The sequence below is a fragment of the Streptomyces sp. NPDC051576 genome, from assembly GCF_040681835.1.
Taxonomy (GTDB): domain Bacteria; phylum Actinomycetota; class Actinomycetes; order Streptomycetales; family Streptomycetaceae; genus Streptomyces.
The window spans coordinates 100,775-126,779 of record NZ_JBFAZO010000019.1; the positions used below are offsets into that span (position 1 = coordinate 100,775).

The 26,005-nt window shown below is 70.3% G+C and carries 24 protein-coding genes; 15 read left to right on the forward strand and 9 right to left on the reverse strand.

Features of this window, described 5'->3' with window-relative positions; translation table 11 throughout:
* Positions 1-152 precede the first annotated feature (152 nt).
* Positions 153-1,079: an A/G-specific adenine glycosylase gene (locus AB0M63_RS43080; protein WP_355907966.1), complete on the reverse strand. Its 927-nt coding sequence runs from the start codon at positions 1,077-1,079 to the stop codon at positions 153-155.
* A gap of 318 nt (positions 1,080-1,397) precedes the next feature.
* Between AB0M63_RS43080 and AB0M63_RS43085 the strand changes: the two genes are divergently transcribed.
* The gene (locus AB0M63_RS43085; RefSeq protein WP_355907969.1) at positions 1,398-2,213 is read left to right on the forward strand and encodes a hypothetical protein; all 816 of its coding nucleotides are present in this window, start codon (positions 1,398-1,400) and stop codon (positions 2,211-2,213) included.
* A gap of 10 nt (positions 2,214-2,223) precedes the next feature.
* On the opposite strand, the gene disA is transcribed toward AB0M63_RS43085, so the two are convergent.
* Entirely contained in the window at positions 2,224-3,348 is a 1,125-nt protein-coding gene (disA, locus tag AB0M63_RS43090; RefSeq protein WP_355907972.1) for a DNA integrity scanning diadenylate cyclase DisA, read from the reverse strand.
* A gap of 82 nt (positions 3,349-3,430) precedes the next feature.
* The gene (gene radA, locus AB0M63_RS43095; RefSeq protein WP_355907975.1) at positions 3,431-4,840 is read right to left on the reverse strand and encodes a DNA repair protein RadA; all 1,410 of its coding nucleotides are present in this window, start codon (positions 4,838-4,840) and stop codon (positions 3,431-3,433) included.
* Positions 4,841-5,038: 198 nt separating this feature from the next.
* On the opposite strand from radA, the gene AB0M63_RS43100 reads away from it, so the two are divergent.
* Complete coding sequence (locus AB0M63_RS43100) at positions 5,039-6,748, forward strand: hypothetical protein (protein ID WP_366023230.1); 1,710 nt, start codon at positions 5,039-5,041, stop codon at positions 6,746-6,748.
* 4 nt (positions 6,749-6,752) lie between these two features.
* Here AB0M63_RS43100 and AB0M63_RS43105 read toward each other — a convergent pair whose 3' ends face one another.
* A complete protein-coding gene (locus AB0M63_RS43105; RefSeq protein ID WP_366023231.1) occupies positions 6,753-7,619 on the reverse strand; it encodes a hypothetical protein in 867 nt (288 codons plus the stop codon).
* Positions 7,620-7,702: 83 nt separating this feature from the next.
* Between AB0M63_RS43105 and AB0M63_RS43110 the strand changes: the two genes are divergently transcribed.
* The 4 genes from AB0M63_RS43110 to ilvD all read left to right on the forward strand — a co-directional run bounded on the left by AB0M63_RS43110 (position 7,703) and on the right by ilvD (position 12,645).
* Positions 7,703-8,635, forward strand: a complete 933-nt coding sequence (locus AB0M63_RS43110; protein WP_355907984.1) for a Ppx/GppA phosphatase family protein — start codon at positions 7,703-7,705, stop codon at positions 8,633-8,635.
* A 619-nt stretch (positions 8,636-9,254) separates the two neighbouring features.
* Positions 9,255-10,079: a sugar phosphate isomerase/epimerase gene (locus AB0M63_RS43115; protein WP_355907987.1), complete on the forward strand. Its 825-nt coding sequence runs from the start codon at positions 9,255-9,257 to the stop codon at positions 10,077-10,079.
* Positions 10,076-10,681: a TetR family transcriptional regulator gene (locus AB0M63_RS43120; RefSeq protein WP_366023232.1), complete on the forward strand. Its 606-nt coding sequence runs from the start codon at positions 10,076-10,078 to the stop codon at positions 10,679-10,681. Before AB0M63_RS43115 ends, AB0M63_RS43120 begins: the two co-directional genes overlap by 4 nt.
* A gap of 110 nt (positions 10,682-10,791) precedes the next feature.
* Positions 10,792-12,645: a dihydroxy-acid dehydratase gene (gene ilvD / locus AB0M63_RS43125; protein ID WP_355907992.1), complete on the forward strand. Its 1,854-nt coding sequence runs from the start codon at positions 10,792-10,794 to the stop codon at positions 12,643-12,645.
* A 67-nt stretch (positions 12,646-12,712) separates the two neighbouring features.
* On the opposite strand, the gene AB0M63_RS43130 is transcribed toward ilvD, so the two are convergent.
* A complete protein-coding gene (locus AB0M63_RS43130) occupies positions 12,713-14,815 on the reverse strand; it encodes a serine/threonine-protein kinase (protein ID WP_366023233.1) in 2,103 nt (700 codons plus the stop codon).
* Between the two features lie 182 nt (positions 14,816-14,997).
* Between AB0M63_RS43130 and AB0M63_RS43135 the strand changes: the two genes are divergently transcribed.
* From AB0M63_RS43135 to AB0M63_RS43145, 3 genes are read left to right on the forward strand one after another with little or no spacing between them, the layout of a single operon-like run.
* A complete protein-coding gene (locus AB0M63_RS43135; protein ID WP_355907998.1) occupies positions 14,998-15,309 on the forward strand; it encodes an SH3 domain-containing protein in 312 nt (103 codons plus the stop codon).
* 29 nt (positions 15,310-15,338) lie between these two features.
* Positions 15,339-15,674 (forward strand): hypothetical protein, encoded by a 336-nt coding sequence (locus AB0M63_RS43140; RefSeq protein ID WP_366023234.1) that lies wholly within the window; start codon positions 15,339-15,341, stop codon positions 15,672-15,674.
* Between the two features lie 45 nt (positions 15,675-15,719).
* Entirely contained in the window at positions 15,720-16,229 is a 510-nt protein-coding gene (locus AB0M63_RS43145; protein WP_366023235.1) for an EamA/RhaT family transporter, read from the forward strand.
* A 164-nt stretch (positions 16,230-16,393) separates the two neighbouring features.
* On the opposite strand, the gene AB0M63_RS43150 is transcribed toward AB0M63_RS43145, so the two are convergent.
* Positions 16,394-16,960, reverse strand: coding sequence for a transposase family protein (locus AB0M63_RS43150; protein WP_366023236.1), 567 nt, complete (start codon positions 16,958-16,960; stop codon positions 16,394-16,396).
* Between the two features lie 190 nt (positions 16,961-17,150).
* Complete coding sequence (locus AB0M63_RS43155) at positions 17,151-17,723, reverse strand: TetR/AcrR family transcriptional regulator (RefSeq protein ID WP_366023237.1); 573 nt, start codon at positions 17,721-17,723, stop codon at positions 17,151-17,153.
* 104 nt (positions 17,724-17,827) lie between these two features.
* Between AB0M63_RS43155 and AB0M63_RS43160 the strand changes: the two genes are divergently transcribed.
* The 3 genes from AB0M63_RS43160 (at position 17,828) to AB0M63_RS43170 (ending at position 20,271) form a co-directional block, all read left to right on the forward strand.
* On the forward strand, positions 17,828-18,136 hold the full coding sequence (locus AB0M63_RS43160) for a hypothetical protein (RefSeq protein ID WP_355908012.1): 309 nt from the start codon (positions 17,828-17,830) through the stop codon (positions 18,134-18,136).
* A 63-nt stretch (positions 18,137-18,199) separates the two neighbouring features.
* Positions 18,200-18,922, forward strand: coding sequence for a VOC family protein (locus AB0M63_RS43165; protein WP_366023238.1), 723 nt, complete (start codon positions 18,200-18,202; stop codon positions 18,920-18,922).
* Between the two features lie 557 nt (positions 18,923-19,479).
* Complete coding sequence (locus AB0M63_RS43170; RefSeq protein WP_366023239.1) at positions 19,480-20,271, forward strand: methyltransferase domain-containing protein; 792 nt, start codon at positions 19,480-19,482, stop codon at positions 20,269-20,271.
* Here AB0M63_RS43170 and AB0M63_RS43175 read toward each other — a convergent pair.
* Positions 20,266-21,573 carry a SulP family inorganic anion transporter gene (locus AB0M63_RS43175; RefSeq protein ID WP_366023240.1) on the reverse strand — a complete coding sequence of 436 codons (1,308 nt, stop codon included), beginning with the start codon at positions 21,571-21,573 and terminating at the stop codon, positions 20,266-20,268. The two genes, AB0M63_RS43170 and AB0M63_RS43175, sit on opposite strands and share 6 nt — an antisense overlap.
* Before the next feature lie 258 nt (positions 21,574-21,831).
* Between AB0M63_RS43175 and AB0M63_RS43180 the strand changes: the two genes are divergently transcribed.
* The 3 genes from AB0M63_RS43180 to proC all read left to right on the forward strand — a co-directional run bounded on the left by AB0M63_RS43180 (position 21,832) and on the right by proC (position 24,339).
* Positions 21,832-22,644, forward strand: a complete 813-nt coding sequence (locus AB0M63_RS43180; RefSeq protein WP_366023241.1) for an ABC transporter ATP-binding protein — start codon at positions 21,832-21,834, stop codon at positions 22,642-22,644.
* A complete protein-coding gene (locus AB0M63_RS43185) occupies positions 22,641-23,420 on the forward strand; it encodes an ABC transporter permease (RefSeq protein WP_366023242.1) in 780 nt (259 codons plus the stop codon). The genes AB0M63_RS43180 and AB0M63_RS43185 overlap by 4 nt, the downstream gene beginning before the upstream one ends.
* A 109-nt stretch (positions 23,421-23,529) precedes the next feature.
* Positions 23,530-24,339 carry a pyrroline-5-carboxylate reductase gene (proC, locus tag AB0M63_RS43190; RefSeq protein ID WP_355908030.1) on the forward strand — a complete coding sequence of 270 codons (810 nt, stop codon included), beginning with the start codon at positions 23,530-23,532 and terminating at the stop codon, positions 24,337-24,339.
* A gap of 26 nt (positions 24,340-24,365) precedes the next feature.
* Here the strand turns inward: proC and trpS are convergent, their stop codons facing one another.
* The gene (gene trpS, locus AB0M63_RS43195) at positions 24,366-25,361 is read right to left on the reverse strand and encodes a tryptophan--tRNA ligase (RefSeq protein WP_355908033.1); all 996 of its coding nucleotides are present in this window, start codon (positions 25,359-25,361) and stop codon (positions 24,366-24,368) included.
* Positions 25,362-26,005 lie beyond the last annotated feature (644 nt).

Sequence of the window (26,005 nt, forward strand, 5' to 3'; positions counted from 1 at the left end):
TCGGCTGTCCGTCGGTTGTGTAACGGAAGTAGGTGCGGGGTAAGGGGGCGGGGTCTTTGGGGTTGTTATGGGGTGGTTTGTGGTCTGCGGGAGTGTTGCGAGGGCTGGGTGTGGGCTGTGGGGTCGTCGCCCGTCTGTGAAGTGACCGTGTGTCAGGTGCGGGTCGCGGGCAGGCGGTACAGGCCGTTCGGGAGGGGTTCTACGAGGCCGTCGGCCACCAGGCCGTCCAGGGCGCGGGCCCGCTGGACCGGCTCGTGCCACACGCGGTCCAGTGCCGACTGGGGGACGGGGGTGTCGGCCTCTGCCTCGCGGAGTACGGCGAGGAGTTTGCCGCGTACCTGGCGGTCAGTGCCGGCGTAGGTCTGGCCGCGGCGGGCCGGGCCCTCGTGTTCCGGCTTGCCCGCGAGGTGCCAGGCGCACTGGGCGGCGATCGGGCAGCGGTGGCACGTCTCGTTCTTCGCCGTGCAGATCAGGGCGCCCAGTTCCATGGAGGCCGCGGCCCAGCGGGCGGCGGTGGGCTCGTCCTCGGGGAGCAGGGCGCGGGCGAGCTTGCGTTCGGCGGCGGTGGTGGCGTTCGGGGGGTACTGGACGCCGGTGACCGCGCGCGCGAACACGCGGCGGACGTTGGTGTCGAGTACGGCGTGGCGCTGGCCGTAGGCGAAGGACGCGACGGCCGCGGCCGTGTACTCGCCGATGCCGGGGAGGGCGAGGAGCTGGGCGTGGTCGGTGGGGACGTCGCCGCCGTGGCGTTCCGTTATGGCGGTGGCCGCGCCGTGCAGGCGCAGGGCGCGGCGGGGGTAGCCGAGGCGGCCCCAGGCGCGGACCGCCTCGCCGGGGGCCTCCTTGGCCAGGTCGGCGGGGCGCGGCCAGCGGGCCAGCCACTGCTCGTAGACGGGCAGCACGCGTGTGACCGGCGTCTGCTGGAGCATGAACTCGCTGACCATCACACCCCAGGGGCCGGCGTCGGGGCGGCGCCAGGGGAGGTCGCGGGCGTGGTCCTCGAACCAGTCGATCACGGGGGAGTGGAGGGCCGCTCCGTCGGAGGGGCTGCTCTGAGGGGGTTTCGTAGGCGCAGTCATCGCCGTCCGATCCTGCCATGCGCGGGTGGTTCGGCGGGTGCGGGTGTGTGGGTGGTTCGCCCGTCGTTTCGTTGTGGGTCGGTGCCGCGCCGGGGGTGTCCGTCCTCGGAACGGCGCGGAATCGGTATCTCGAGAAGGGGGCCGTGTTGACGCGCCAACCGCTGCGGGCGGATACCCCCCGACACGACACCTTCGTGCCGTACGCGGCCTGCGGTCCGCTCCGCTCAACTCCCTTACCGGGATGATGATCCGGAAAAGTTGGGGCTGGGGCGGCGGGTGGGGCGAGGTAACTCGCCGATCTCTCGTACAGTTTGCGCCGTGGGATCTCTGCGCAATCCGGTCGGGCCGCTTCCCTCCTCCATCTATTGGCGACGGAGGGTCCTCATGGTGTCCGTGGTCGCCCTGTTGGCACTGCTGATCACCTGGATCGTCACGTCGGGTGGCGGGGGCGGCAAGAACGGTGCGGATGGGGCGAAGAACGGGAAGACGCCCGCTCCTACGATCACTGCCGGGCCGTCCGGTTCTGGGCCCGCCATCAGTCAACACCCGGGCGGGCGTGATGAGTCCAGTGGTGGCGACAGCAGCAGCGGTGGTGGCAGCAGTAGTGGCGGGTCGGGTGCGGCCAGTGGGTCGGTGGGTGGTGGCTCCGGTGACGGTAGCGGTAGTGGGTCCGGTGGGGCGAGTAACGGCGGTAGTAGTACGGGGACTACGGTGCCTGCCGACTCGACTCTGCCCAACTGCACTGCCAGTGCCGTGCAGTTGAGTCTGCGGAGTCTTCATAACTCCTACTCGCCCGATCAGACGCCGACCTTTGTGCTGACCGCCAAGAACTCCTCCGGCAGTGACTGCAAGGTTGATCTCGGGCCCAAGAGTGCGGTGTTGACGATCACGGAGGCGGGGGGCGCTGCTGATTTCTGGTCGTCGGCCGACTGTCCCAAGAGCTCCGGGAGTGTCTATTACCGGGTTTCGGCTGGGAGCAGCGTCACGTACACCCTGAAGTGGGACCGCAAGCCGAGTGCGCCCGAGTGCGCTACCCCGGCCGCTGGTTCGGCTGGGGCGGGGACCTATTTGGTGGAGGCTGAGGCCTCCGGGTTCGCCAAGGCGCAGACCTCGTTCGTGCTGGCCAGTGACTGACGGTTTTGGGTCAGACGTAGCGTTCCAGGATTGAGGACTCCGCCAGGCGGGAGAGGCCTTCTCGTACGCTTCTTGCCCTTGCCTCGCCTACGCCGTCGACCGTCTGGAGGTCGTCGACGCTTGCCGCCAGGAGTTTCTGGAGGCCGCCGAAGTGTTCCACCAGGCGGTCGATGATCGCGCCGGGCAGGCGCGGGACCTTGGCCAGGAGGCGGAAGCCTCGGGGGGAGACCGCCGAGTCGAGGGCCTCGGGGGAGCCGGTGTAGCCCAAGGCACGGGCCACGGTGGGGAGTTCGAGGAGTTCGGCGTGGGAGAGGGCGTCCAGTTCGGCCAGGGCCTCGTCCACCGTGCGGGAGCGTTTCGCGGTGGGCTCGGGGACGTAGTCGCGGACCACCAGTTCGCGTTCCGGCTCCACGCCCGCGATCAACTCGTCCAGCTGGAGGGCCAGTAGGCGGCCGTCCGTGCCCAACTCCACTACGTATTCGGCGATCTCGGTGGCGATCAGGCGGACCATTTCGAGGCGTTGGACCACGGCCGACACGTCGCGGACCGTCACAAGGTCCTCGATCTCCAGCGCCGAGAGGGTGCCTGCCACTTCGTCGAGGCGGAGCTTGTAGCGCTCCAGGGTGGCGAGAGCCTGGTTTGCTCGGGACAGGATCGCCGCCGAGTCCTCCAGGACGCGGCGCTGGCCGTCCACGTAGAGGGCGATCAGGCGCATCGACTGGGAGACCGAGACCACGGGGAAGCCGACCTGTTTGCTCACTCGGTCCGCTGTGCGGTGGCGGGTGCCTGTTTCCTCTGTGGGGATCGTGGGGTCGGGGACCAGTTGGACGCCCGCTCGGAGGATCTTGGAGAGGTCGGACGACACCACGATGCCGCCGTCGAGCTTGCAGAGTTCGCGCAGGCGGGTGGCCGTGAACTCGACGTCCAGTATGAAACCGCCGGTGCACATCGCTTCCACGGTCCTGTCGGAACCGAGCACGATGAGCCCGCCCGTGTTGCCGCGGAGGATCCGCTCCAGGCCGTCGCGCAGGGCCGTGCCGGGTGCCACGGCGCTCAGGGAGGCGCGCATCAGGCCATCGGCACCGGAGCTCCCGCCGGACTTTCCGGGAGCTGACGCCCGGTCGTTGGCTGCCACTGCACTCCTCGGGTCGCAGGTTCTTCTGGTGCTCCCGTTTCACGTACCTGGTTCGTACGGACGGGCGAGACCAGGGCAAAGTCTACCGGCGGTCCTCGGCGTCCCGTGGGGCCTCTCGCTTACGGGAGCGTGGAAGGACCCGGAGGGCGTCTCCTATGTCGGCCACTTCGAGGACCTTCATGCCGGGCGGGATCTTGCCCGGGTCGCTCGGGACGAGGGCGTGGGTGAAGCCCAGGCGGTGTGCTTCGGAGAGTCTGCGCTGGACGCCCGTGACCCTTCTGACCTCGCCCGCGAGGCCCACCTCGCCGATCGCGACCAGGTTCTTGGGGAGGGGGGTGTCGCTCGCCGCGGAGGCCAGGGCCAGGGCGATCGCGAGGTCGGCGGCCGGTTCGGAGAGCTTCACCCCGCCCACCGTCGCGGAGTAGATGTCCCGCTTGCCCAGGGCGCTGATCCGGCCGCGCTGCTCCAGGACGGCGAGCATCATCGAGACGCGGGAGGTCTCCAGGCCCGAGGTGGTGCGACGGGGGGAGGGGATCTGGGAGTCGACGGTGAGCGCCTGGACCTCGGCGACCAGGGGGCGGCGGCCCTCCAGGGTGACGGTCAGACAGGTGCCGGGGACGGGCTCCGCGCGGCGGGTCAGGAACAGGCCGCTCGGGTCGGCCAGGCCTGTGATGCCCTCGTCGTGCAGCTCGAAGCAGCCGACCTCGTCCGTCGTGCCGTAGCGGTTCTTGACGCCCCGGACCAGACGCAGGCGGGCGTGACGGTCGCCCTCGAAGGAGAGGACCACGTCCACCAGGTGCTCCAGGAGGCGGGGGCCGGCGATCGCGCCGTCCTTGGTGACATGGCCCACGAGGAGGGTGGACATGCCGCGCTCCTTGGAGGCGCGGATCAGGGCGCCGGCGACCTCGCGGACCTGGGCCATGCCGCCGGGCGCGCCGTCGATCTCAGGGGAGGCCACCGTCTGTACGGAGTCCAGGATCAGGAGGGACGGCTTCACCGCGTCCAAGTGGCCGAGGACTGCGGCCAGATCGGTCTCGGCGGCGAGATACAGGTGGTCGGCCAGGGCCTTGATGCGGTCGGCGCGGAGGCGGACCTGGCTGGCCGATTCCTCGCCCGTCACATAGAGCGTGCGGTGCTCGTCGCTCGACGACTTGGCCGCCACGTCCAGGAGGAGCGTCGACTTGCCCACGCCGGGCTCGCCCGCGACCAGGACGACCGCTCCGGGGACGAGACCGCCGCCGAGCACCCGGTCCAGCTCGGGCACACCGGTCGAGCGGGCGGTGGCCTGGCGGCCGTCGACCTGGCCGATGGGCACCGCCGAGGTGGTGACCCGGCCGGGGGCCGTCGTACGCACGGCGGGCGCGCCGTACTCCTCGACCGTCCCCCAGGCCTGGCACTCGGAGCAGCGGCCGAGCCACTTGGCCGTCTGCCAGCCGCACTCGGTGCAGCGGTAGGACGGACGGTCCTTGGTGGATTTCGTACGGGCAGCCATGCGTGAACCGTAACCGGCGGCACTGACAACGCGGTCGGCGGACGGATCGTCAGTGCTCGGTATCCGGCCACTGCCCGTCGGGAACGAGCCAGGGGATCCGGGGTTCCTGTCCCCTATTGAGGGATCGTTTCACCCGTACGGATTAAAAGTGCTCAAGGGGGCGGAAGGTGTCATCTCCCGCCGCCTACGGTCGCACGGGTGATGAGCAGCAGTCCGGAGACCTCGACCCGCACCACCGGCGCACACCGGGCGCATCGGGAGGCGCGCGACCGCGCTGCGGCGCGCACGCTGGCGCAGTGTCCGCCCGCGCGCTACGAGCCGTATCTGGACGGCCTGTTCACGTACTGCCTGTCCGTGCTGTGCGACCACGACACCGCGACCGCGGCCCTGGGAGACGTGCTGGCGCTGGCCGAGCGCCGGGGCGGGCGGGTGCCGGAGCCGGCCGGGGACCGCAGGGCCTGGCTGTACGCGCTGGCCCGCTGGGTGTGCCTGCGCAAGCTGGCCGAGGCCAAGCAGAAACGTCAGGGCACGCACGCGGTGGGGCGTACCGAGACGGAGGAATCGTCCCTCTCCGAGGGGGCGCGTGAACAGCGGCGGCGTGAACTCGCCCGGCTCGCCTGGCCGGAGGCCGCCGGGACCACCCCGGAGCAGCGCGAGGCGCTCGAACTCGCCGTGCGCCACCGGCTCGCCGCCCACGAGGTCGCCGCCGTCCTCGGCATGGACCTCGCCACCGCCCGCGAGCTGCTGGCCTCCGCCGCCTGCGAGGTGGAACGCACGCGTGCGGCCCTCGCCGTCGTGGAGACCGGGACCTGTCCGAGCGTCGCCCGCCTGACCGGCGACCACCAGCTCGTGCTGAGCAGTGCCCTGCGCCGCGAGCTGGTCCGGCACGTCGACGACTGCCCGCGCTGCCGTCGTACCGCCGAGCGCGCGCTGCCCGGCAGTTGGCCCGGCGCGAGTGTCACGCCCGCCGAACTGCCTGTGCTGGAGGCGCCGCGCGCGGCCCTGCACATGGCGATGGCGCACCTCCCGCGCGCGCGTGGCACCGCGGCACCCCGCTTCGACCGGCGCGGTTTCCCGATGGACCCCAAGGACCGCGCGGCCCGAAGAGACCGGCTACGCGCGCGTGCCGTCACGACGACCGTCGTCGCCACCGTCATCGCGGCACCCGTACTGGCCCTGTGGGCCGCCTACCGGGGCACACCGACCGGCGAGGGGGCCGACGGCCGGGCGGTCACCGCGAGCGAGCAGCACGGCTCCGGCAGCCTGGAGGGCGAGGTCGCGAGCGGCGGCTACGAGAACGCCGGCGACGTCGGCACCGCGAGCCCCGGCGGCCGGCCCGGCAAGAGCGGCAAGAACGACGTCTCAGTGGAGGTCATCAGCGTCACCGGCGCCGGTCAGAAGGGCGCAGGGCACCTCGGTGTCTCGGCCGCCAACAGCGCCGACACCACGCTCATCACCCTCACCGCGTCCGGTTCGGCCCCGGTCCGCTGGTCCGCGACCACCGCCGCACCCTGGCTCTACCTCAGCCAGTCCTCGGGAACCCTCGCACCGGGCGAGTCGTTGACGATCAAGGTGTACGTCGACCATCTGCGCGAGCCCTCCGGCCACTGGACCGCGCGCGTGGCCGTCTCACCCGCCGGCGCCGTCGTCTCGATCGAGGGCTACGGCAGCGCGCCCGCCCCGACCGACCCCTCGCACCCGTCGCACCCCTCGGATCCCGGCCCCGGCGGACCGCCCTCGTCCGGCCCGGACCCGACGCCCACGGGCACGGCCCCGAGCGACCCGACGCCGAGCGAGCCCCCGCCCACCTCCACCGCCCCGGACCCCACCCCAACGGACTCGGCGCCCGCCGACCCCGGGGGCTCGACATCGCCGCCCGACGACGGCGGCGACCCGAGTTCGTCCTGACCGGTCAGCCGACCGGGTCCGCCGGATGCGGTGCCAGCAGCGGCAGTTGCGAGGCCAGGCGCTCCTCGCACAGCTCGACCAGCCGGTGGTAGCCCGCCTTGCCCATCAGCTCGGTCAGCTCCGGGCCGTAGGACACGTAGACCGGGTCGCCCGCGCCGTGCGCCGACGTCGCCGACGTGCACCACCAGTGCAGGTCGTGGCCGCCGGGACCCCAGCCCCTGCGGTCGTACTCGCCGATCGACACCTGGAGCACACGCGTGTCGTCCGGCCGGTCGATCCACTCGTACGTCCGCCGCACCGGGAGCTGCCAGCAGACGTCCGGCTTGGTCTCCAGGGGCTCGCGGCCCTCCTTCACGGCGAGGATGTGCAGCGAGCAGCCCGCGCCGCCGGCGAAGCCGGGGCGGTTCTGGAAGATGCACGAGCCCTTGTAGGGGCGGGTCTGGCGGTCGCCGTCCTCGTCCTCGGAGATCCAGCCGTGCTCCACGCCCTCGTCGTGGTGCTGCCAGATCTCCGGAGTGAGCCTCGCCACATGCCCGGCGACCCGCTTCTCGTCGTCCTTGTCGGAGAAGTGCGCGCCCAGGGTGCAGCACCCGTCGTCCGCGCGGCCCGCCTGGATGCCCTGGCAGCCGCTTCCGAAGATGCAGTTCCAGCGAGAGGTCAGCCATGTCAGATCGCAGCGGAAGAGCTGTTCCTCGTCCGCCGGATCCGGGAACTCCACCCACGCGCGCGCGAAGTCGAGCCCCTTCTCGTCGCTCTTCAGGGCCTTCTTCGACATCTGCGACGGCTTCGGGGGCTTGGCCGACTTCACCGGCGAGGAATCGCCGGGTGATTTGGCCGCCTTGTCGGTCTTCGCCTTTTTCGTCTTTGGCACGCGTCCAGGGTAAGTCGCCCGGGGCGGCCCCAGAAACCGCTCCGGGGACAGAGATCGGTGCAGGTGGCAGTAGCGTTCCGTACATGAGACTCGGTGTCCTCGACGTGGGATCGAACACGGTGCATCTGCTGGTGGTGGACGCACACCCGGGCGCGCGCCCGCTGCCCGCGCACTCGCACAAGGTGGAACTCCGCCTTGCCCAACTCCTCGACGAGGACGGGGCCATCGGCCCCGACGGGGTCGACAAACTCATCGGCGTCGTCCATGAGGCGCTCCAGGCCGCCGAGGACAAGGGCGTCGAGGAACTGCTCCCGTTCGCCACCTCCGCCGTCCGCGAGGCCAGCAACGCGGACGACGTCCTCGCGCGCGTGCAGGCCGAGACCGGCGTCGAACTCCAGGTCCTCACCGGCGCCGAGGAGGCCCGGCTGACCTTCCTCGCCGTCCGCCGCTGGTTCGGCTGGTCCGCCGGAAAACTCCTCGTCCTCGACATCGGCGGCGGCTCCCTGGAGATCGCCTACGGCATCGACGAGGAGCCCGACGCGGTCGTGTCGCTGCCCCTCGGCGCGGGCCGCCTCACCGCCGGCTGGCTCCCCGGGGACCCGCCCGAAGCCGGGGCGATAAGGGCCCTGCGCCGCCATGTGCGCGCCCAGATCGCCCGTACGGTGGGGGAGTTCAGCCGTTTCGGCGCCCCCGACCACGTCGTCGCCACGTCGAAGACCTTCAAGCAGCTCGCCCGCCTGGCCGGCGCCGCCCGCTCCGCCGACGGCCTCTACGTCCAGCGCGAGCTGAAGCGCGAGTCGCTGGAGGCCTGGGTCCCCCGCCTCGGCGGCATGACCACCGCCCAGCGAGCCGTCCTCCCCGGCGTCTCCGAAGGCCGCGCCGAACAGCTCCTGGCCGGCGCGATGGTCGCCGAGGGCGCGATGGACCTCTTCGGCGTCGAAACCCTGGAGGTCTGCCCGTGGGCCCTGCGCGAGGGCGTGATCCTGCGGCGGCTGGACCAGATGCCGTCGGCGTAGGCGGGGCTGGGGAGTCCGGTGTCCTGAGAGGCGCGGGGCTTTGGTGCGCGTGCGTGGGTGTAGCCGTGGTGGACGGGCGTGACTGTCCGAGAGGCGCCGATCGGTCCCTTTGCCTGCCTGGCCGTAGGGCACGCGCGCGTGGTCGTCCGTCGGGCACGCGCGCGTGGGGGGCACGTGGATTCTCCAAGCCCTCCGCCCGCGTGGCTGTGGTCCACGCGCGTGCGGCCGTCCGCTGTGCACGCGCGCGTGGGCGACGCCCACGGCCCCGACTGCCCGCGTGGGCCCCTTCGCCTGGTTTGTGCCGGCGCCCGCCCGCTCCGCCGTGGTGCCTGCTCGCGCGGTTGCCCCGGGCGTACGCCCGCCCGGTCATGCCCCCGCACCCGTCCGTGCACAGCACGAGCACGCCCCCCGGTCATGGCCCGCGCTTCCAGGCCGTCCGGCGCCCCGCACCCAACACCCCCACCACTGAACACCCGCAAGGTGCGTCACGTATCAGACCCCCATGAAGTATCCCCACAACGCGACCCCACGCCGCGGATGGCCGGTTGCCGTACCCCGCACAGGGCGGGCACAGCAACCGGCTCCCGTGCGCAAAGCGGCGCCCCGTAGTCTGTCCTCCGTGGCAGAACCAGTCGTGCGCATCCCGGATGCGAAGGTCGCGCTGTCCACGGCGTCCGTGTATCCGGAGTCGACGGCGACGGCCTTCGAGATCGCCGCGCGCCTCGGCTACGACGGGGTCGAGGTCATGGTGTGGACCGACCCGGTCAGCCAGGACATCGACGCGTTGCGCAGACTCAGCGACTACCACCAGGTGCCGATCCTCGCCGTGCACGCTCCCTGCCTGCTCATCACGCAGCGGGTGTGGTCCACCGACCCGTGGATCAAGCTCCAGCGCGCCCGGGCGGCCGCCGAGAAGCTCGGCGCGAGCACCGTCGTCGTCCACCCGCCGTTCCGCTGGCAGCGCCAGTACGCGCGGGACTTCGTCAGCGGGATCTGGCGGATGGCGAACGAGACGGATGTGCGGTTCGCCGTAGAGAACATGTACCCGTGGCGCTACCGCGACCGCGAGATGCTCGCCTACGCCCCCGACTGGGACGTGACCAAAGAGGACTACCGGCACTTCACGATCGACCTCAGCCACACCGCGACCGCCCGCGTCGACGCGACCGAGATGATCGACCGCATGGGCGACCGTCTCGGCCATGTCCACCTCGCCGACGGCAACGGCTCCAACAAGGACGAGCACCTCGTCCCCGGCCGCGGCACCCAGCCCTGCGCCGAACTGCTGGAACGGCTCGCGCTGACCGGTTTCGACGGCCATGTCGTCATCGAGGTCAACACCCGCCGCGCGATGTCCAGCGCCGAACGCGAGGCCGATCTCGCGGAGGCGCTCGCCTTCACGCGGCTGCATCTGGCCTCGGCCGTGAAGGTGCCCCGACGGTGACCGACGCCACCGCCAAACGTCGGGGCCGACCCCCTCGTACGGAATCCGCCGACACCCGGGACCGCATCCTGACCGTGGCCCGGGACGAGTTCGCCGAGCGGGGCTACGAGAAGACGTCCGTGCGCGGCATCGCCAAGGCCGCCGGGGTCGACCCGGCGCTCGTGCACCACTACTTCGGTACCAAGGAACAGGTCTTCGAGTCGGCCATCGAGGTCGCCTTCGCGCCCGCCCTGGACGCGCCGGAGGCCGTCGCAGAGGGGCCGGTGGACGGTGTCGGCGAGCGGCTGACCCGGTTCATCTTCGGCGTCTGGGAGAACCCGGCCACCCGTAGGCCACTGCTGGCGATCGTCCGTTCCGCCGTCAACAACGAAGCCGCCGCGGCCGTCTTCCGCCGGCTCGTGGTCTCCCAGGTGCTGGGCCGGGTCGCCGCCCAGCTCGACCTCCCGGACGCGGAACTGCGCGCCGAACTCGCGGCGGCGCAGCTGGTCGGTACGGCGATGCTGCGCTACGTGATCAAGGTGGAGCCGCTGGCCTCGGCGGACCCTGAGCTGATCATCGCGCGGGTGGCGCCGGTGGTGCAGGGGCATCTGACCGGCCCGTGAAGCCGTCCTACGGCGAGACGGGCATCCCGTAATGCGGACATCGTGTCCGCCCCCTGGATGACCGGCGTACGCTCGTTAGCAGCCCTATCTGTCTGAAGGAGCGAGCGACGATGCCCGAGCTGAGGTCCCGCACAGTCACCCACGGACGCAACATGGCGGGCGCACGCGCCCTTATGCGCGCCTCCGGTGTACCCGGTGCGGACATCGGCCGGAAGCCGATCATCGCGGTGGCGAACAGCTTCACCGAGTTCGTGCCCGGTCACACCCACCTCCAGCCGGTCGGCCGGATCGTCAGCGAGGCGATCACCGCGGCCGGCGGCATCCCGCGCGAGTTCAACACGATCGCGGTGGACGACGGCATCGCGATGGGCCACGGCGGCATGTTGTACTCCCTGCCCTCCCGCGACCTGATCGCGGACAGCGTCGAGTACATGGTCGAGGCGCACTGCGCCGACGCCCTGATCTGCATCTCCAACTGCGACAAGATCACCCCGGGCATGCTCAACGCGGCCCTGCGGCTGAACATCCCGACGGTCTTCGTGTCCGGCGGCCCGATGGAGTCCGGGCGCGCCACGCTCGTCGACGGCACGGTCCGCACCCTGGACCTCGTCGACGCGATCTCCGACGCCGTGAACGACAAGATCTCGGACGAGGACATCCTCCGTATCGAGGAGAACGCCTGTCCGACCTGCGGCTCCTGTTCCGGCATGTTCACCGCCAACTCGATGAACTGCCTGACCGAGGCCATCGGCCTCTCCCTGCCGGGCAACGGCTCGGTCCTCGCCACGCACACCGCCCGCAAGGGCCTGTACGAGGACGCGGCCCGCACGGTGATGGACATCACCCGCCGCTACTACGAGCAGGACGACGAGACGGTCCTGCCCCGCAACGTCGCCACGATCGCCGCGTTCGAGAACGCGATGGCCCTCGACATCGCGATGGGCGGCTCGACCAACACGATCCTGCACCTGCTGGCCGCGGCCCAGGAGGCGGAGGTCCCGTTCGGCCTGGAGGAGATCAACGAGGTCTCGCGCCGGGTCCCGTGCCTCGCCAAGGTCGCCCCGAACGTCGCGAAGAACCGCACGTACTACATGGAGGACGTGCACCGCGCCGGCGGCATCCCCGCCCTGCTGGGCGAGTTGCACCGCGCGGGCCTGCTCAACGAGGACGTCCACTCCGTCCACAGCCCGTCCCTCGCGGACTGGCTCAAGACATGGGACGTGCGCGGCGGTTCCCCCTCCCCGGAGGCGATCGAACTCTGGCACGCGGCCCCCGGCTGCGTCCGCTCCGCCGAGGCCTTCTCCCAGTCCGAGCGCTGGGAGGCGCTGGACGAGGACGCGGCCGAGGGATGCATCCGCAGCGCGGAGCACGCGTACTCGAAGGACGGCGGCCTCGCGGTCCTCAAGGGCAACCTCGCCGTCGACGGCTGCGTCGTGAAGACGGCCGGCGTCGACGAGTCGATCTGGACCTTCGAGGGCCCGGCGGTCGTCTGCGAGTCGCAGGAGGAAGCCGTCGAGAAGATCCTCAACAAACAGGTGACGCACGGCGATGTCGTCGTCATCCGCTACGAGGGCCCCAAGGGCGGCCCCGGCATGCAGGAGATGCTCTACCCGACCTCCTTCCTCAAGGGCCGCGGCCTCGGCAAGACCTGCGCCCTGATCACCGACGGCCGCTTCTCCGGCGGCACTTCGGGCCTGTCCATCGGCCACGCGTCCCCCGAGGCGGCCTCCGGCGGCACGATCGCGCTGGTCGAGGACGGCGACCGCATCCGCATCGACATCCCGAACCGCACCATCGAACTCCTCGTCGACGACACCGAGTTGACGCGTCGCGAGGCCGCCCTGGAGGGCCGGTACGCCCCGAAGAACCGCGACCGCAAGGTCTCGGCCGCCCTGCGCGCGTACGCGGCGATGGCCACCAGCGCGGACCGGGGGGCCGTGCGGGACGTCAGCAAGCTCGGCTGAGACACGGCATTGCCGCATTGCGGGGCCGCCCCCTTCGTTCTGACGGGGGCGGCCCTTTCGGCTGCCGCTACCAGGCCTTGGGCGTAAGGGAGTTGACGGCGAAGATCGTGCCGTCGGGGGCGGCTGCGTAGACGTGGTTGGTTGTTACGACGGGTTCGGGCAGCGCCGCGCTGATCCGGTCGGAGTTGGAGTTGAGGCGCGCGGGTGTCTGGCCGACGAGTCGGCCCGCGCGGGCGTCGACGGCGAGCAGTCGCCCGTCCGCCGCGGTGATGTACACCTGCCTGCCGTCCGTGACCGGCGTGGAGCCCCGCAGCACGGCCGTTTCCAGACCCCACAGCCGCTTCCGCGCGGCCATGTCCACGGCCGACATCGATCCGCCGGTCCCCACCAGGTAGACGACGTTCCCGCGGACGGTCGCGTGGGCCTGTTCCAGTCGCACGGGCAACGCCACGCGCCGCGAGGCCCCGGTGTCCGGGGTGTAGCGGACCACGGCCTGCGCGGCCCCGTAGACCGTGTCCACGGAGAGGAGGAAGACGGACCCTCCCTTCGAACCGACGGGCTGCAGCGTTCCCTTCAGCCGCGTGTCCCAGCGCACCTCGCCCGTGTCCGGATCGACCGCCGTCACCCGGGTGTTCGCCCCGTCGTCCGACGTGTTCGTCGCATACGCCAGCGGGTCCCCGGTGAACGAGCTGAAGTACGGCTGCTGTTGGCCCGGCACCGGGTGATTCCACTTCTTGGTGCCCGAGGCGGCGTCCACACCCGTGACCGTCCCGTCGGCGTTGGTGAGCAGAAGCATGCCTCCGGCGTCCGCCAGCCCGGTGTACGCGGGGACGGTCCGCTGCCAACGCACCCTGCCCGAGGCGGGATCGAGGCCCTCCAGATGCCGGCCGCTGTCCAGCGAGGGCTGCACGAGGCCGCCCGACAGCACCGGTGGCCCGCTCCGGTGTGTCGAGGCGACGGCGTGCCGCCACAGCAGACTGCCGTCGGACGGATCCAGGGCGAACACCACGCCGGGCTGCGCGCAGAGCAACTTCCCTGCCCCGAAGGAACATTGGGGGGTGCTCCTCCTGGAGACCGGTGCCGTCTGCCACCCGGCGAACTCGGAGCTGGGTGTGGTGTGCGGGGCGGCGCTCTTCGGTGCCGTGTCGCCGTCGTCGGACAACTGGAGCGAGGCAAGCGTGCCGATCGCGGCCAGGCCGAGCGCACCCGCCCCGAGTGCGACCCGCTTGCGCAGCCGTCTCCCACGCCGCCGTTCGGGCTGCGCGGGCTCTTCCGCGGGGGGCTCGGGCGTCGGCGTGGTGCCGGCCCGCTGCGCCGGTATGTAGGCCTGCGTGTCGTACGAGGCCGACACGGACCGCAGTTCACGCATCAACTCGTCGGGTGTGGGCCGGTCCTCGGGCTCCTTGGCGAGACAACGCAGCACCAGCGGCGCGAGGTTCTCCGGCAGCCCGGCCAAGTCCGGCTCGTCGTGGACGACTTGATAGGCGACGACGTACGGACTGTCGGAGTCGAACGGTCCGCGTCCGGTCGCCGCGTGCACCAGTACGGACCCGAGCGCGAAGATGTCGGCGGCCGGACCGACCTCCCGCGGCCGCCGGAACTGCTCCGGTGCCATGAACGGCGGTGTGCCGATCAACTTGCCCGTCTCCGTGCGCAGTTCGCTGTCCTTCGGCCGGGAGATACCGAAGTCGATGACCTTCGGCCCGTCCTCGGCGAGCAGCACGTTGCTGGGTTTGAGGTCCCGGTGCACTACGCCGACCCGGTGGATGTCGCGCAGCGCCTCGGCCAGTCCCGCCATCAGCCGGCGCAACTCGAAGGGCGCCATGGGCCCGTTCCGCTTCACGTGCTCGGACAGGGTCGGCCCGGGGATGAACGACGTTGCCATCCAGGGGCGTTCGGCGTCCGGGTCGGCATCGACGACCGGCGCGGTGAAGGCCCCGCTGACCCTCCGTGCGGCAGCCACCTCCTGCCGGAACCGTCCCCTGAACTCGGGGTCCTGCGCGAACTCCGCGTGGACGACCTTCACGGCGAGCTTCATCCCGGAGGTGCTCTGCGCCAGGTGCACCACGCCCATGCCGCCGGAGCCCAGGCATGACTCCAGGCGGTAGTGACCGGCGTACTCCGGAAGTTCCGCTTCCGCGCCCGCTCCGGTGTTGTGCTGTGGCGCCATGGAACCACCCCCGTGCTGTTCGTTCGCGCGCGCGACGCACGGAGCCTAGTCGATGCTCCGTACGGGACAGAGGCGGCTTGCTAGCCTCTGTGTGTGAGTTGCGCACATATGTTTCATGGCGTGTTTTAGGGGAATCAACGGGACCCCATGGCAGTCATGGGGTTCAACGGGGGAGGTTTTTCATGTCTGTTGACCGCGCCGAAGAGGTCGAGGGCGAAGCCACGACGGAAGCAGTCGCCACGGCCCTGCACTACTACTCGATAGCACCCGGTACCCGCGTCAACGTCCGTAGCGGTCCCGGCACCGGTTACACCATCGTCCGCGTCCTGGCCGAGGGCTCACAGGTCCCGATCTACTGCCAGACGCCGGGTACCAACGTCTCGGGTTACTACGGCACGACGAACATCTGGGACAACATCGACGACGGCCAGTACATCTCGGACGCCTATGTGAACACCGGCAGCGACGGCTACGTCCGCCCGCGTTGCTCCTGACCCACCACCACAACCACCCAGGGGGACGCATGACATTCCGAAGGCGCGCATCAGTCCTGCTCGCCGGCGTGGCCGGAGCCCTGCTCATGGTGATGGGCTCACCGGTCACGGCCAGCGCGGCGCAGACCTACACGACCGCCAACGTCCGCCTCAACATCCGCAGCGGCCCCGGCACGGGTTACAGCATCGTCGGCAACCTGCCCGCAAGCTCGAAGGTCCTGATCTACTGCCAGACTCCGGGGACGACTGTCACCGGCACCTACGGCACGTCGAACATCTGGGACAACATCAGCAGCGGCGAGTTCATCGCGGACGCGTATGTGAACACGGGCAGTGACGGCTACGTAGCCTCTCGCTGCGCCTGAGCCCCACCGGGAGCCCGCGCCCACCCCCGGAGCCATAATCGTCCCGTGAACGACGAGACCGGCCCCCAGGACAGCGCGGGCTCCCCAGCCACCGGCGGCCCCCGCCCCGAACCCCTCCGCTTCTTCGGCACCACCTGGGTGAACCACGACGACGGCTACACCGCGCGCCGCATCGCCGCACCGGTCGCCTCCCTCGTGATCGCCGCCGCGTCCTGCCTGATCCTCCGCTTCGCCTATCAGGGCCTCCAGATCGCGGACGTCGGCAGCTTCGTCACCCTCCTCGTCATCGTGATGTTCGCGGTCTGCAGCGCCCTCGCCTTCGGCCACACCTGGGAAGCCTTCAAGAAGCGCCCCGACCCCGACCGCCAGGCCTCCCTCCGCGGCCTCCTCGCCATCGGTTTCGTCGGCTCCCTCCTCGCCTACTTCTTCCGCTCTCTGACCGAGGCCCCCGGCGAGCAACTCCACCGCCAGGAGTACGAAACGGCCGTGCAGCAGTACGAGAAGCGCACGACCCGACGCACCCGCAACCCCTCGAAGAAGCGCCGCCGCAGCTGACTCGGGCAGCCAGGCCTCCCAGGAGCGCACGACTCCGAGGACCGCCAGGTCCCCTCAGGGAGTCGCGATTCACGGGGGATACATGGCTCGCTGGGCACGCACTTACGGCCTTGTGCGCGAATGAGGGTGGGGTGTGCTGGCCTGGCAGGTTGTCTGATGGGTGCTCACCTCCTGGCGGTGCGGTCGGCGACCAGTGCGGCGACTGCCGCGTAGGCCTCGCAGATCCCCTCGGTCTTCACGGCTGTCTGGTCGTGCGTTCGGCCGGGCCTGAAGGCCCCGGTCCACAGGGTGCGGCCCTGTCCATCAGTGACGACGGTGGCCTTCTTGGCGTTCTGCCGCATCCTGCCCGAGACGTATGTGCGACGGCCTGGCTTGTTCGCCCGGGGGCGTCGAACCCGGACCTCCGTCCCGTCAAGCCGCAGCTCGACGTCCTCGGCCGCCGCATAGGCAAGAACGTCCGCGAGAGTGCGAAGCCGCCGGTCGCCATGTCCTGGAACGGCGAAGCCACGAGCTGACAGAAGGGGACGGACTTCGTGGACAGCCCGGGTGAGCGTGGAGCGGTCCACTCCGTAGAGCAGGGCCGGAGCCGCGTGCGGGAGCTGGAATCGCAGGACGACCAGCGCGGCGATGACCCGGTCCGTGAACACCAGTTGGTGACTCGGTCCCGCGCCGGCCGCCCGGAACCGGCTACGGCCTCGACGCTCGTGCAGTCGGCCTTCCTCGGCGGCCATCCGCGCCTCGGCCAGTTCTGTGATCAGCGAACCGGGTCGACGGCGCTGGAGGCCGGTGGAGACGACGATGGGACAAGGTCACGCGGCCGAGGCGTTGCGTCATAGAGACACCCAGCCCACGCGGCCCTGTGCGTGCCATGGCAGAAGCCTGACCGTGTCAGCGCCACGTTGTTGTGTTCCGGTGTCGGTTTCAACCCGAGCTCGGGAGCCCGGAGATCAGGGCCGCAGCAGCTTGATCGAAAGGGGCGATGCTGCCTGCGGCGCGACACAGGATGTGGGCGCCTTCGAGTGTGACGATCATGAGGGTGGCCAGATCAGCGGCCTGGGAGGAATTCATTCCGGCGTGGGTGAGTTTCCCGGCGAGCTCGCCGCCCCAACCGGTGAATGCTTCGGCCGCGACGGCGCGCAGGCTGCTCTGGTCGGCAATGGCCGCACCGCCGTCGACGGTGACCGCCGCGACCGCGCAGCCGCCGCCCCCGGCGGACGCCTGCACCACGGGGCGCACGCTGCCGAGGAACGCCTCCACGACTTCGCGTGGCGAGCGGGCCGACAGTTCGTGCAGGTGACCGCGGACGTCCTCCGCGTTGCGTCGGGCGGCTTCGAGCGCGAGTTGCTGTTTGCCGCCCGGGAAATGGTGATAGATCGCCCCGCGCGCGGCACCGCTCTCGGCCAGGACGTCGGTGAAGGACATCGCGGCCAGACCGTGGCGCTGAAGCAGTCCGATCGCTGCGCTGATCATGCGGGACTTCGTGTCCGCGGCCATCGCGACCCCCTTGACTAGTACGGCCATACTACTCCATGCTCACCTCACTAGGACGCACGTACTAGTGAGGTGGGCCGGACAGGCCCCGAAACCGGAGGTTCGTGATGGGCAAGACGTTTCTCTACACCGAAGTCCAGACATCAGTGCCGTTCGAGCAGTTCGACTGGCAGCAGGCCAACGCGGAGCTGAAGACGGCGCCGGGTCTGCTCCGCAAGACGTGGCTGTCCGGCATCGGAACGCACACCCTCGGTGGTTTCTACGAGTTCGACAGCGCCGAGAACGCCCTGGCCTTCGCTCAGGGCCCCTTCGCCGAAGAAGCCCGCCGGATCGGAGCCCCGGCAACGACACGGCTGTTCGACGGCGACATCGTCAAGGACGCCAGCATCGACATGAACTCGCCCTACTACAACTGACACCGCGGGTCGCCGCTTCGCCCCGCTGTCGGGGCGGGGCGGCCTCAACGGAGAGTCATCTCGATGAACATCACGCGGCACCCTGAGAACACCGTGAGCTGGATCGACCTCGGAACCCCGGATATGGAGACAGCGACCGCGTTCTACACCGCACTGTTCGGCTGGAACGTCGGCCAACCGGACTCCAACGGCTACCGGCTCTGCACGCTGCACGGACGCCTCATCGCCGCCCTGGGGCCGGCCGAGGACGCAGGCGCGCCCTACTGGACGACCAATATCACCGTGTCGGATATCCAAGCCACCGCCACCCGCTTCACGAACCTGGGCGCCGACATCATCGTGGCACCCACCCAGGTCGGGACGCTCGGCCACGCCGCCGTCACGATCGACCCCGTCGGCGCACCACTGTCACTCTGGCAGCCCGGAACCCATGACGGCATGCAGCTGAACCACCAACCGGGTACTTTCGCCGGCATCAGCCTTCTCACCGACCACTCCGCGCAGGCCGCCGCCTTCTACCAACCAGCACTTCACTGGAACTCCAACCCTGAGCACACCGAGTTCCGGTTGCCGGACAACTCCATCGCCGCCACCGGCAAGCCGCCAGGGAAACCAACGGCGCAGCGATCACTCTGGCTGGTCAGTTTCGCCAGCAACAGACCCACTGCCGACGTCGAGCGGGCCCGACAACTCGGTGCGACCGAAGTCCGCCAGGGCTCCCACGGAGACGTGGTCATGCGCGACCCCACCGGCAGTCTGTTCGGCCTTGCCCAGCACATCCGATAGCCCACTCCGCCCGAACACATTGCCCCAAGCAATCGCGCACCAAGTTGTTAGGGCTTGCGGTACCTGGGGACCTCGGCATCCCGGTTGCCCGGCACCAGGGCACCCCGGGCACCCCGGCACCCCGACACCGTGGCTGTTCGGCGCCTCGGTATCCCGGCACTTCGGGTACCTCGGCACCTTGGCACCCCGACGCCCTCGGTGCTCAGGCTGCCCGGCGCCCCGACGCTCTTGCTCTCCGGCACCCCGACTGTCCGGCATCGGATGCCCGGATGCCCGGATGCCCGGATGCCCGGATGCCCCGGGCACTCAGGCACCCCAAGCACCCCGGCCCCCCCGCCGACCCGAACCGCACAAACTGCACGAACCATCCGAACCAACGGAGCGGCACGGCACTCCCACCGCAACCCACTCCCACCGCAACCCACCCCCACCTGCACCGCCCGCGATCCATCCGCCCTCCCCCTCCTCTCCCTCCACCCCACCCTCCTCCGCCCCCTCACCCCATTTCTCACCAAAAACCACCTGCCCCCTGCACCCATCCCGGCAACGATGGCCATATGACCAATCCGACCACTCCACCCACCCCGCCCACGCCCACCACCCGAGCCCACTCCTTCAACGCCGCCGCAGCCCAGTACGCCAAGAACCGCCCCTCCTACCCACCCGCCCTCTTCGACGCCATCGAGGACCTCGCAGATCACCCCCTCACCGGCGCCCGCGTCGCGGACATCGGCGCCGGCACCGGCATCGCGACCGCCCTCCTGCGCGCCCGCGGCGCCGAAGTGATCGCGATCGAACCCGGCGACGGCATGACGGCCCAGTTCCGCCGTGCCCTCCCCGACATCCCGATCGTCCGGGGCAACGGCAACGCCCTCCCCCTCGCCGACCACTCCGTCGACTTCCTCACCTACGCCCAGGCCTGGCACTGGACCGACCCCGCCCACTCGGTCCCGGAGGCGCTGCGCGTCCTGCGCCCGGGCGGCGCTCTCGCGCTCTGGTGGAACACGAGCGCCCTCGACATCCCGTGGATCACCGAGCAGTCGGAACGCATCAGGACCCACTTCGGCATCGACCGCGTCGTGGAGCAGAACGGCAGCGGCCTGCGTTCCGCGCTCGCCGACCCCACCGGCCGGCTCGACTTCGCCCACCGGACGGTCCGTTGGAGCCGCCGCGTCCCGGTCGACACCCACCTGGCCAACCTCGGCAGCCACTCCGCCTTCCTGGTCCACGACGAAGCGAGCGCGAACGCCTTCCTCACCGAGGAGCGGAACCACCTGCGGACGGTGTTCCCGGACGGGATCGTGGAGGAGACCTACGTCGTGGAACTCGTCGTCGCCCTCACGTCATGACCCCCTGACCAGTGCCACCCCCGCGGCCCCCGGCATCCCGCCCCGCGCGGCGGCCCACCCCTCCAGGGCCGCCGCACACGCATGATCCACATGCCGCAACCCGCCCAACTCCAGCCGCACCTCCCGGTCGTACGGCACCCCCTCCAACGCCTCCAACAGCTTCGGCAACCGCAGAAACGTCGCATGCCCCAGCACCCGTACGACGATCCCCGCGTCCCCGAGATCCTCCGTCTCCACCTGCACATGGCTGATGTCCCACGCGGTCTTTGCCACGGCCAACGCCAGCCCGACCAGCACCCCCTCGAACAGATTCCCCACCACGACCGCCACCGCCGTCACCGCGAGGACGACCACCTCACCCCGACGCCCGGCCCACAGCCCCCGCACCTGCCGCACCGGCACGAGCCCGAACCCGGCGTACACGAGCAGCCCCGCCGACGCCGCCACCGGAACCACCCCCAGCACCCCGGCCAGCAAGGCCATGCACACCAGCAACCACCCGCTGTGCAGCACCCGCGACGCCCCGGCCCGCGCTGCCCCGGAGAGGTCACCCGCAGCCACGCCCCGCGAGATCACCGCGGTCAACGGCAACGCCCCGAGCACCCCGCACACGACGCTCCCCGTGCCCCGCGCGATCAATTCCCGGTCGGAGACCGTCTGCGACCCCCGGTGCAGCCGGTCCACCGCCGCCGCGCCGAACGACGACTCCGCCGACGCGATCAACGCGAACGCGACGACCGTCCCGATCACCCCCGCTTCCGTAAGCCGCCCGAAATCCCCCCACTCCGGCACCCGCACGGCACCGACCAGACCCCGCACCTCCACCCGCCGCACCGACAGGTCGAACCCTCCGGTCACCGCCGCGACCAGCCCCACCGCCACCAACGGCGCCGGCATCCACCGAGACCCGCGCCACCACCGAGGCCACAGCAGCAGTACGGCAATGGTGGCACCGCCCACTGACAACGCCACCGGATCCACCAGCCCCGGCAGCGACACCAGCCCGGCGAGCCTCCCGAGCCCGTCCGCCGGTGCGGCCACATCGCCGAGCGCGTACACCTGCCCGGCGACCAGTACGAGCCCGATCCCGGCGAGCGTCCCCTGCACCACGGCCGCGGACACGGCCCGCAGCCACCGCCCGAGCCGCAACACCCCGACCACCAACCCGCCGACAATCCCGGTGACCAGCCCCAACTCGGCCGGTACCCCGGAGGCGATCGCAACGCCCACACACAGCGGGAGCGCGACGAGAAAGACGACTGGAGAAGCGAACAGATCGGCCTTGCTCACACCACAGCGCATGACAACAGCACCTCCGACGATGACGAACGGGGCGAAATGGTCGAACGGGAGATGCGTGGGCCCGCGCAGAGGGAGGGCACGGCGAACTGAAATCCATTGTCGGGAAAGGGAGTTCACCGCGCACCCGATTCGTGTGGCCACCCCGTGAACGCGGAAGCGTACGTACCGGAGCACCTCACTCCGATCACGCCGACACGCGCCTGCGCCGCCGCACGCGCCGCTTGACGGCCGTCATTTACGGGGAGCACTATTCATCACATGATGAATTCCTCTCCCGGGGGACCCGGGACGCCGGACGTCAGGGAACGGGAACCCGCCGTCCACGCCGAAGCCCTCACCGTCGTCCGCGGCCCCCGCACCGTCCTGCGCGACCTCGACTTCACCGTCCCGCGCGGCCAGATCACCGGCCTGCTCGGCCCCTCCGGCTGCGGCAAGTCGACCCTCATGCGCTCGATCGCCGGCACCCAGGCCAAGGTCACCGGCACCCTGACCGTCCTCGGCCACCCCGCCGGCCACCCCACCCTCCGCACCCGCATCGGCTACGTCACCCAAGCCCCCTCCGTCTACGACGACTTGACAGTTCGTCAGAACCTCGACTACTTCGCCGCGATCCTCGACCCCGGCCGCGCCGCCGCCACCCGCCGCCGCGAGGACGTCACCCGCGTGATCGCCGACGTCGACCTCACCACCCACGCCGACGCCCTCGCCGGCAACCTCTCCGGCGGCCAACGCAGTCGCGTCTCCCTGGCCGTGGCCCTCCTCGGCACCCCGGAACTCCTCGTCCTCGACGAACCCACTGTCGGCCTCGACCCCGTCCTCCGCCGCGACCTGTGGGCCCTCTTCCACGACATCGCGGCCTCCCGCGGCGCCACCCTCCTCATCTCCTCCCACGTCATGGACGAGGCCGAGCGCTGCCACCGCCTCCTCCTGATGCGCGAGGGCCAGATCCTCGCCGACGACACCCCGGACGCCCTGCGCACCCGCACCCACTCCGACACGGTCGAAGCGGCCTTCCTCACCCTGGTCGACGAAGCCGTGGCCGCCGGCCGTCAGAAGGAGACGACCCGATGAGCACGACCACCGCGACGACCGCCGCGCCCACCAGCGCCCTCGGCGCCGCCCGCACCACCGCCACCGCGACCCGCGTCCTGCGCCAACTCCGCCACGACCCCCGCACGATCGCGCTGATGATCCTCGTCCCGTGCGTGATGCTCTTCCTGCTGCGCTACGTCTTCGACGGCAGCCCGCGCACCTTCGACAGCATCGGCGCCTCACTGCTCGGCATCTTCCCCCTCATCACGATGTTCCTGGTCACCTCCATCGCCACCCTGCGCGAACGCACCTCGGGCACCCTCGAACGCCTCCTCTCCATGCCGCTCGGCAAGGGCGACCTGATCGCCGGCTACGCCCTCGCCTTCGGCACCATCGCGATCATCCAGTCCGCCCTGGCCACCGGTCTCGCCGTCTGGTTCCTCGGCCTCGACGTCGTCGGCAGCCCCTGGCTCCTCCTCCTGGTCGCCCTCCTCGACGCCCTGCTAGGCACCGCCCTCGGCCTCTTCGTCTCGGCCTTCGCCGCCTCGGAGTTCCAGGCCGTCCAGTTCATGCCGGCGGTGATCTTTCCCCAACTCCTCCTCTGCGGCCTCTTCACCCCTCGCTCCAACATGCACCCCGCCCTGGAGGCGATCTCCGACGTCCTGCCCATGTCGTACGCCGTCGACGGCATGAACCAGGTCCTCAAGCACACGGACATGACCGCCACCTTCGTGCGCGACGTCCTGATCGTGGCCGGCTGCGCGCTGCTTGTGCTGTGCCTGGGCGCGGCGACCCTGAAGAGGCGTACGGCATAGAGACGTACGGCATAGCGGCGCTGCGCACAGGGGTGCTCCGCACAGAGGCGTCGTTCCGCCAGCCGGACAGCCACCACCCCCTTCCCACCACCGGTGCGAGGATGAACCCATGACCCAGAAAGTCGCAGTCCTCGGCACCGGCAAGATCGGCGAAGCCCTGCTCAGCGGAATGATCCGAGCGGGCTGGGCCCCGGCCGACCTCCTGGTCACCGCCCGCCGCCCCGAGCGCGCCGAGGAACTCCGCACCCGCCACGGAGTCACCCCGGTCACCAACCCCGAGGCCGCGAAGACCGCCGACACCCTGATCCTCACCGTCAAGCCGCAGGACATGGGCACCCTCCTCGCCGAACTCGCCCCGCACCTCCCCGCCGACCGCCTGGTCATCAGTGGCGCGGCGGGCATCCCGACCTCCTTCTTCGAGGAGCGCCTGACCGCAGGCACCCCGGTCGTCCGTGTCATGACGAACACCCCCGCCCTCGTCGACGAGGCCATGTCCGTCATCTCCGCCGGCAGCCACGCCACCGAGGCCCATCTCGCGCACGCCGACGAGATCTTCGGCGCCGTGGGCAAGACGCTCCGCGTCCCCGAGTCCCAGCAGGACGCCTGCACCGCCCTCTCCGGCTCCGGCCCGGCGTACTTCTTCTACCTGGTCGAAGCCATGACGGACGCGGGCATCCTGCTCGGCCTGCCGCGCGACAAGGCCCACGACCTCATCGTCCAGTCCGCGATCGGCGCCGCCGTCATGCTCCGCGACAGCGGCGAACACCCGGTCAAGCTCCGCGAGAACGTCACCTCGCCCGCCGGCACGACGATCAACGCCATCCGCGAACTGGAGAACCACGGCGTACGCGCCGCACTCATCGCCGCCCTGGAGGCAGCCCGCGACCGAAGCCGCGAACTGGCCTCCGGCAACAACTGACCCACCCCCTCGCGGACGGTCAGCGCTCAGGCAGGCAGAAGCCCGATGGCCCGATACGCGGTATCGACCATCGGCTTCGCCATCTCTCTCGCCCTCTCCGCCCCATCCCGCAACACCCCTTCCACATAAGCGGGATCCGCGCACAACGCCTTGTGCCTCTCCTGCACAGGCCTGAGCAGCTCGACCACAGCCTCCGCGGTGTCCGTCTTCAACGATCCGTACGACTCATATACACCGCTCAAGTCCGCGGGGTTCCCACCACGGCAAGCAGCCAGAATCTCCAGCAGATTGGCCACCCCCGGCCGCGCGTCCCGGTCGTAGACGACCTCCGCCGCACTGTCGGTCACGGCCCGCATGACCTTCTTCCGTACGACGTCCGGCTCGTCCAGCAGATAGACGATCCCCGGACCGGAGTCGTCCGACTTCCCCATCTTCGAAGTCGGCTCCTGGAGATTCATCACCCGCGCCGCCACCGCCGGCCGAGTCACCTGCGGCACCACGAACGTATGGCCGTACCGCTGGTTGAACCGCACCGCCAGATCCCGAGCCAACTCGACGTGCTGCGCCTGGTCGTCCCCGACCGGCACCTCGTCCGTCCCGTACGCCAGGATGTCCGCCGCCATCAGCACGGGATACGTCAGCAACGACAGCCGCACACTCCCACCGCGTTCCCGCTCCCGCGCGGCCTTCTCCTTGTACTGGATCATCCGCCGCATCTCGCCATCGGTGGCCACGCACTCCATGACGTACGACAGCCGCGCGTGCTCATCCACATGACTCTGTACGAACACCGTGCACAGCTCGGGATCCAGCCCCGCCGCCAGCAACAGCGTCGCCGCCTGCCGAGTGAGCCTCCGCACCCGCGCCGGATCGTGGTCCACGGTCAGCGCGTGCAGATCGACCACGCAGAACAGGGCATCGCTCTGCCGTTGGTCCACGTCGACCCACCGCCGCATGGCCCCCAGGTAGTTCCCCAGCGTCAGGTGCCCGGTCGGCTTGACCCCACTGAAGACCCGTGTCATCTCTCCACCTCCTGGTAGGGACCGCCGCACCTGGCCGGCCGACCCTCTGGAGGGAGATACGAGAACGGCCGCCGATGCGGCGGCCGTTGAGTACATACGTGAGTACGGCCGCCGTCAGGCGGCCCACCACTGCTGGGCGCACGTATGTGTAGTCACGTCACACAGCGTACGCCTCCGTGGTGCTCTCCGGAGCGGAGTTGACACTCCTCGACCGCATACGTAGTGTTCTCCGAGTTGTCCGACGTGAGCACCGACCCCGGTCGGTCCCCGGACAGCCATTCCGCAAGTACCTACAGACAATCGACGATCCGTCGTCGCGTGTATTGGTATGCGTATTTGCGAAATGAGGAATCCGCGTTCGAAAGGACGCACCCCCGATTCGCTCGGGACTCAGGATTCCGCTAAAGTCTCACTCGTCGGAACGGCCCAAGGGCTGAGAAGACAAGCCCCGCTGACTGGGAGTCAGGCTCGAAAGGGTCTGGTACAGTCGGAACCGCCGGAAAGGGAAACGCGGAAGCGGAAACCTGGAAAGCACCGAGGAAATCGGGTCCGGAAACGGTCTGATAGAGTCGGAAACGCAAGACCGAAGGGAAGCCCGGAGGAAAGCCCGAGAGGGTGAGTACAAAGGAAGCGTCCGTTCCTTG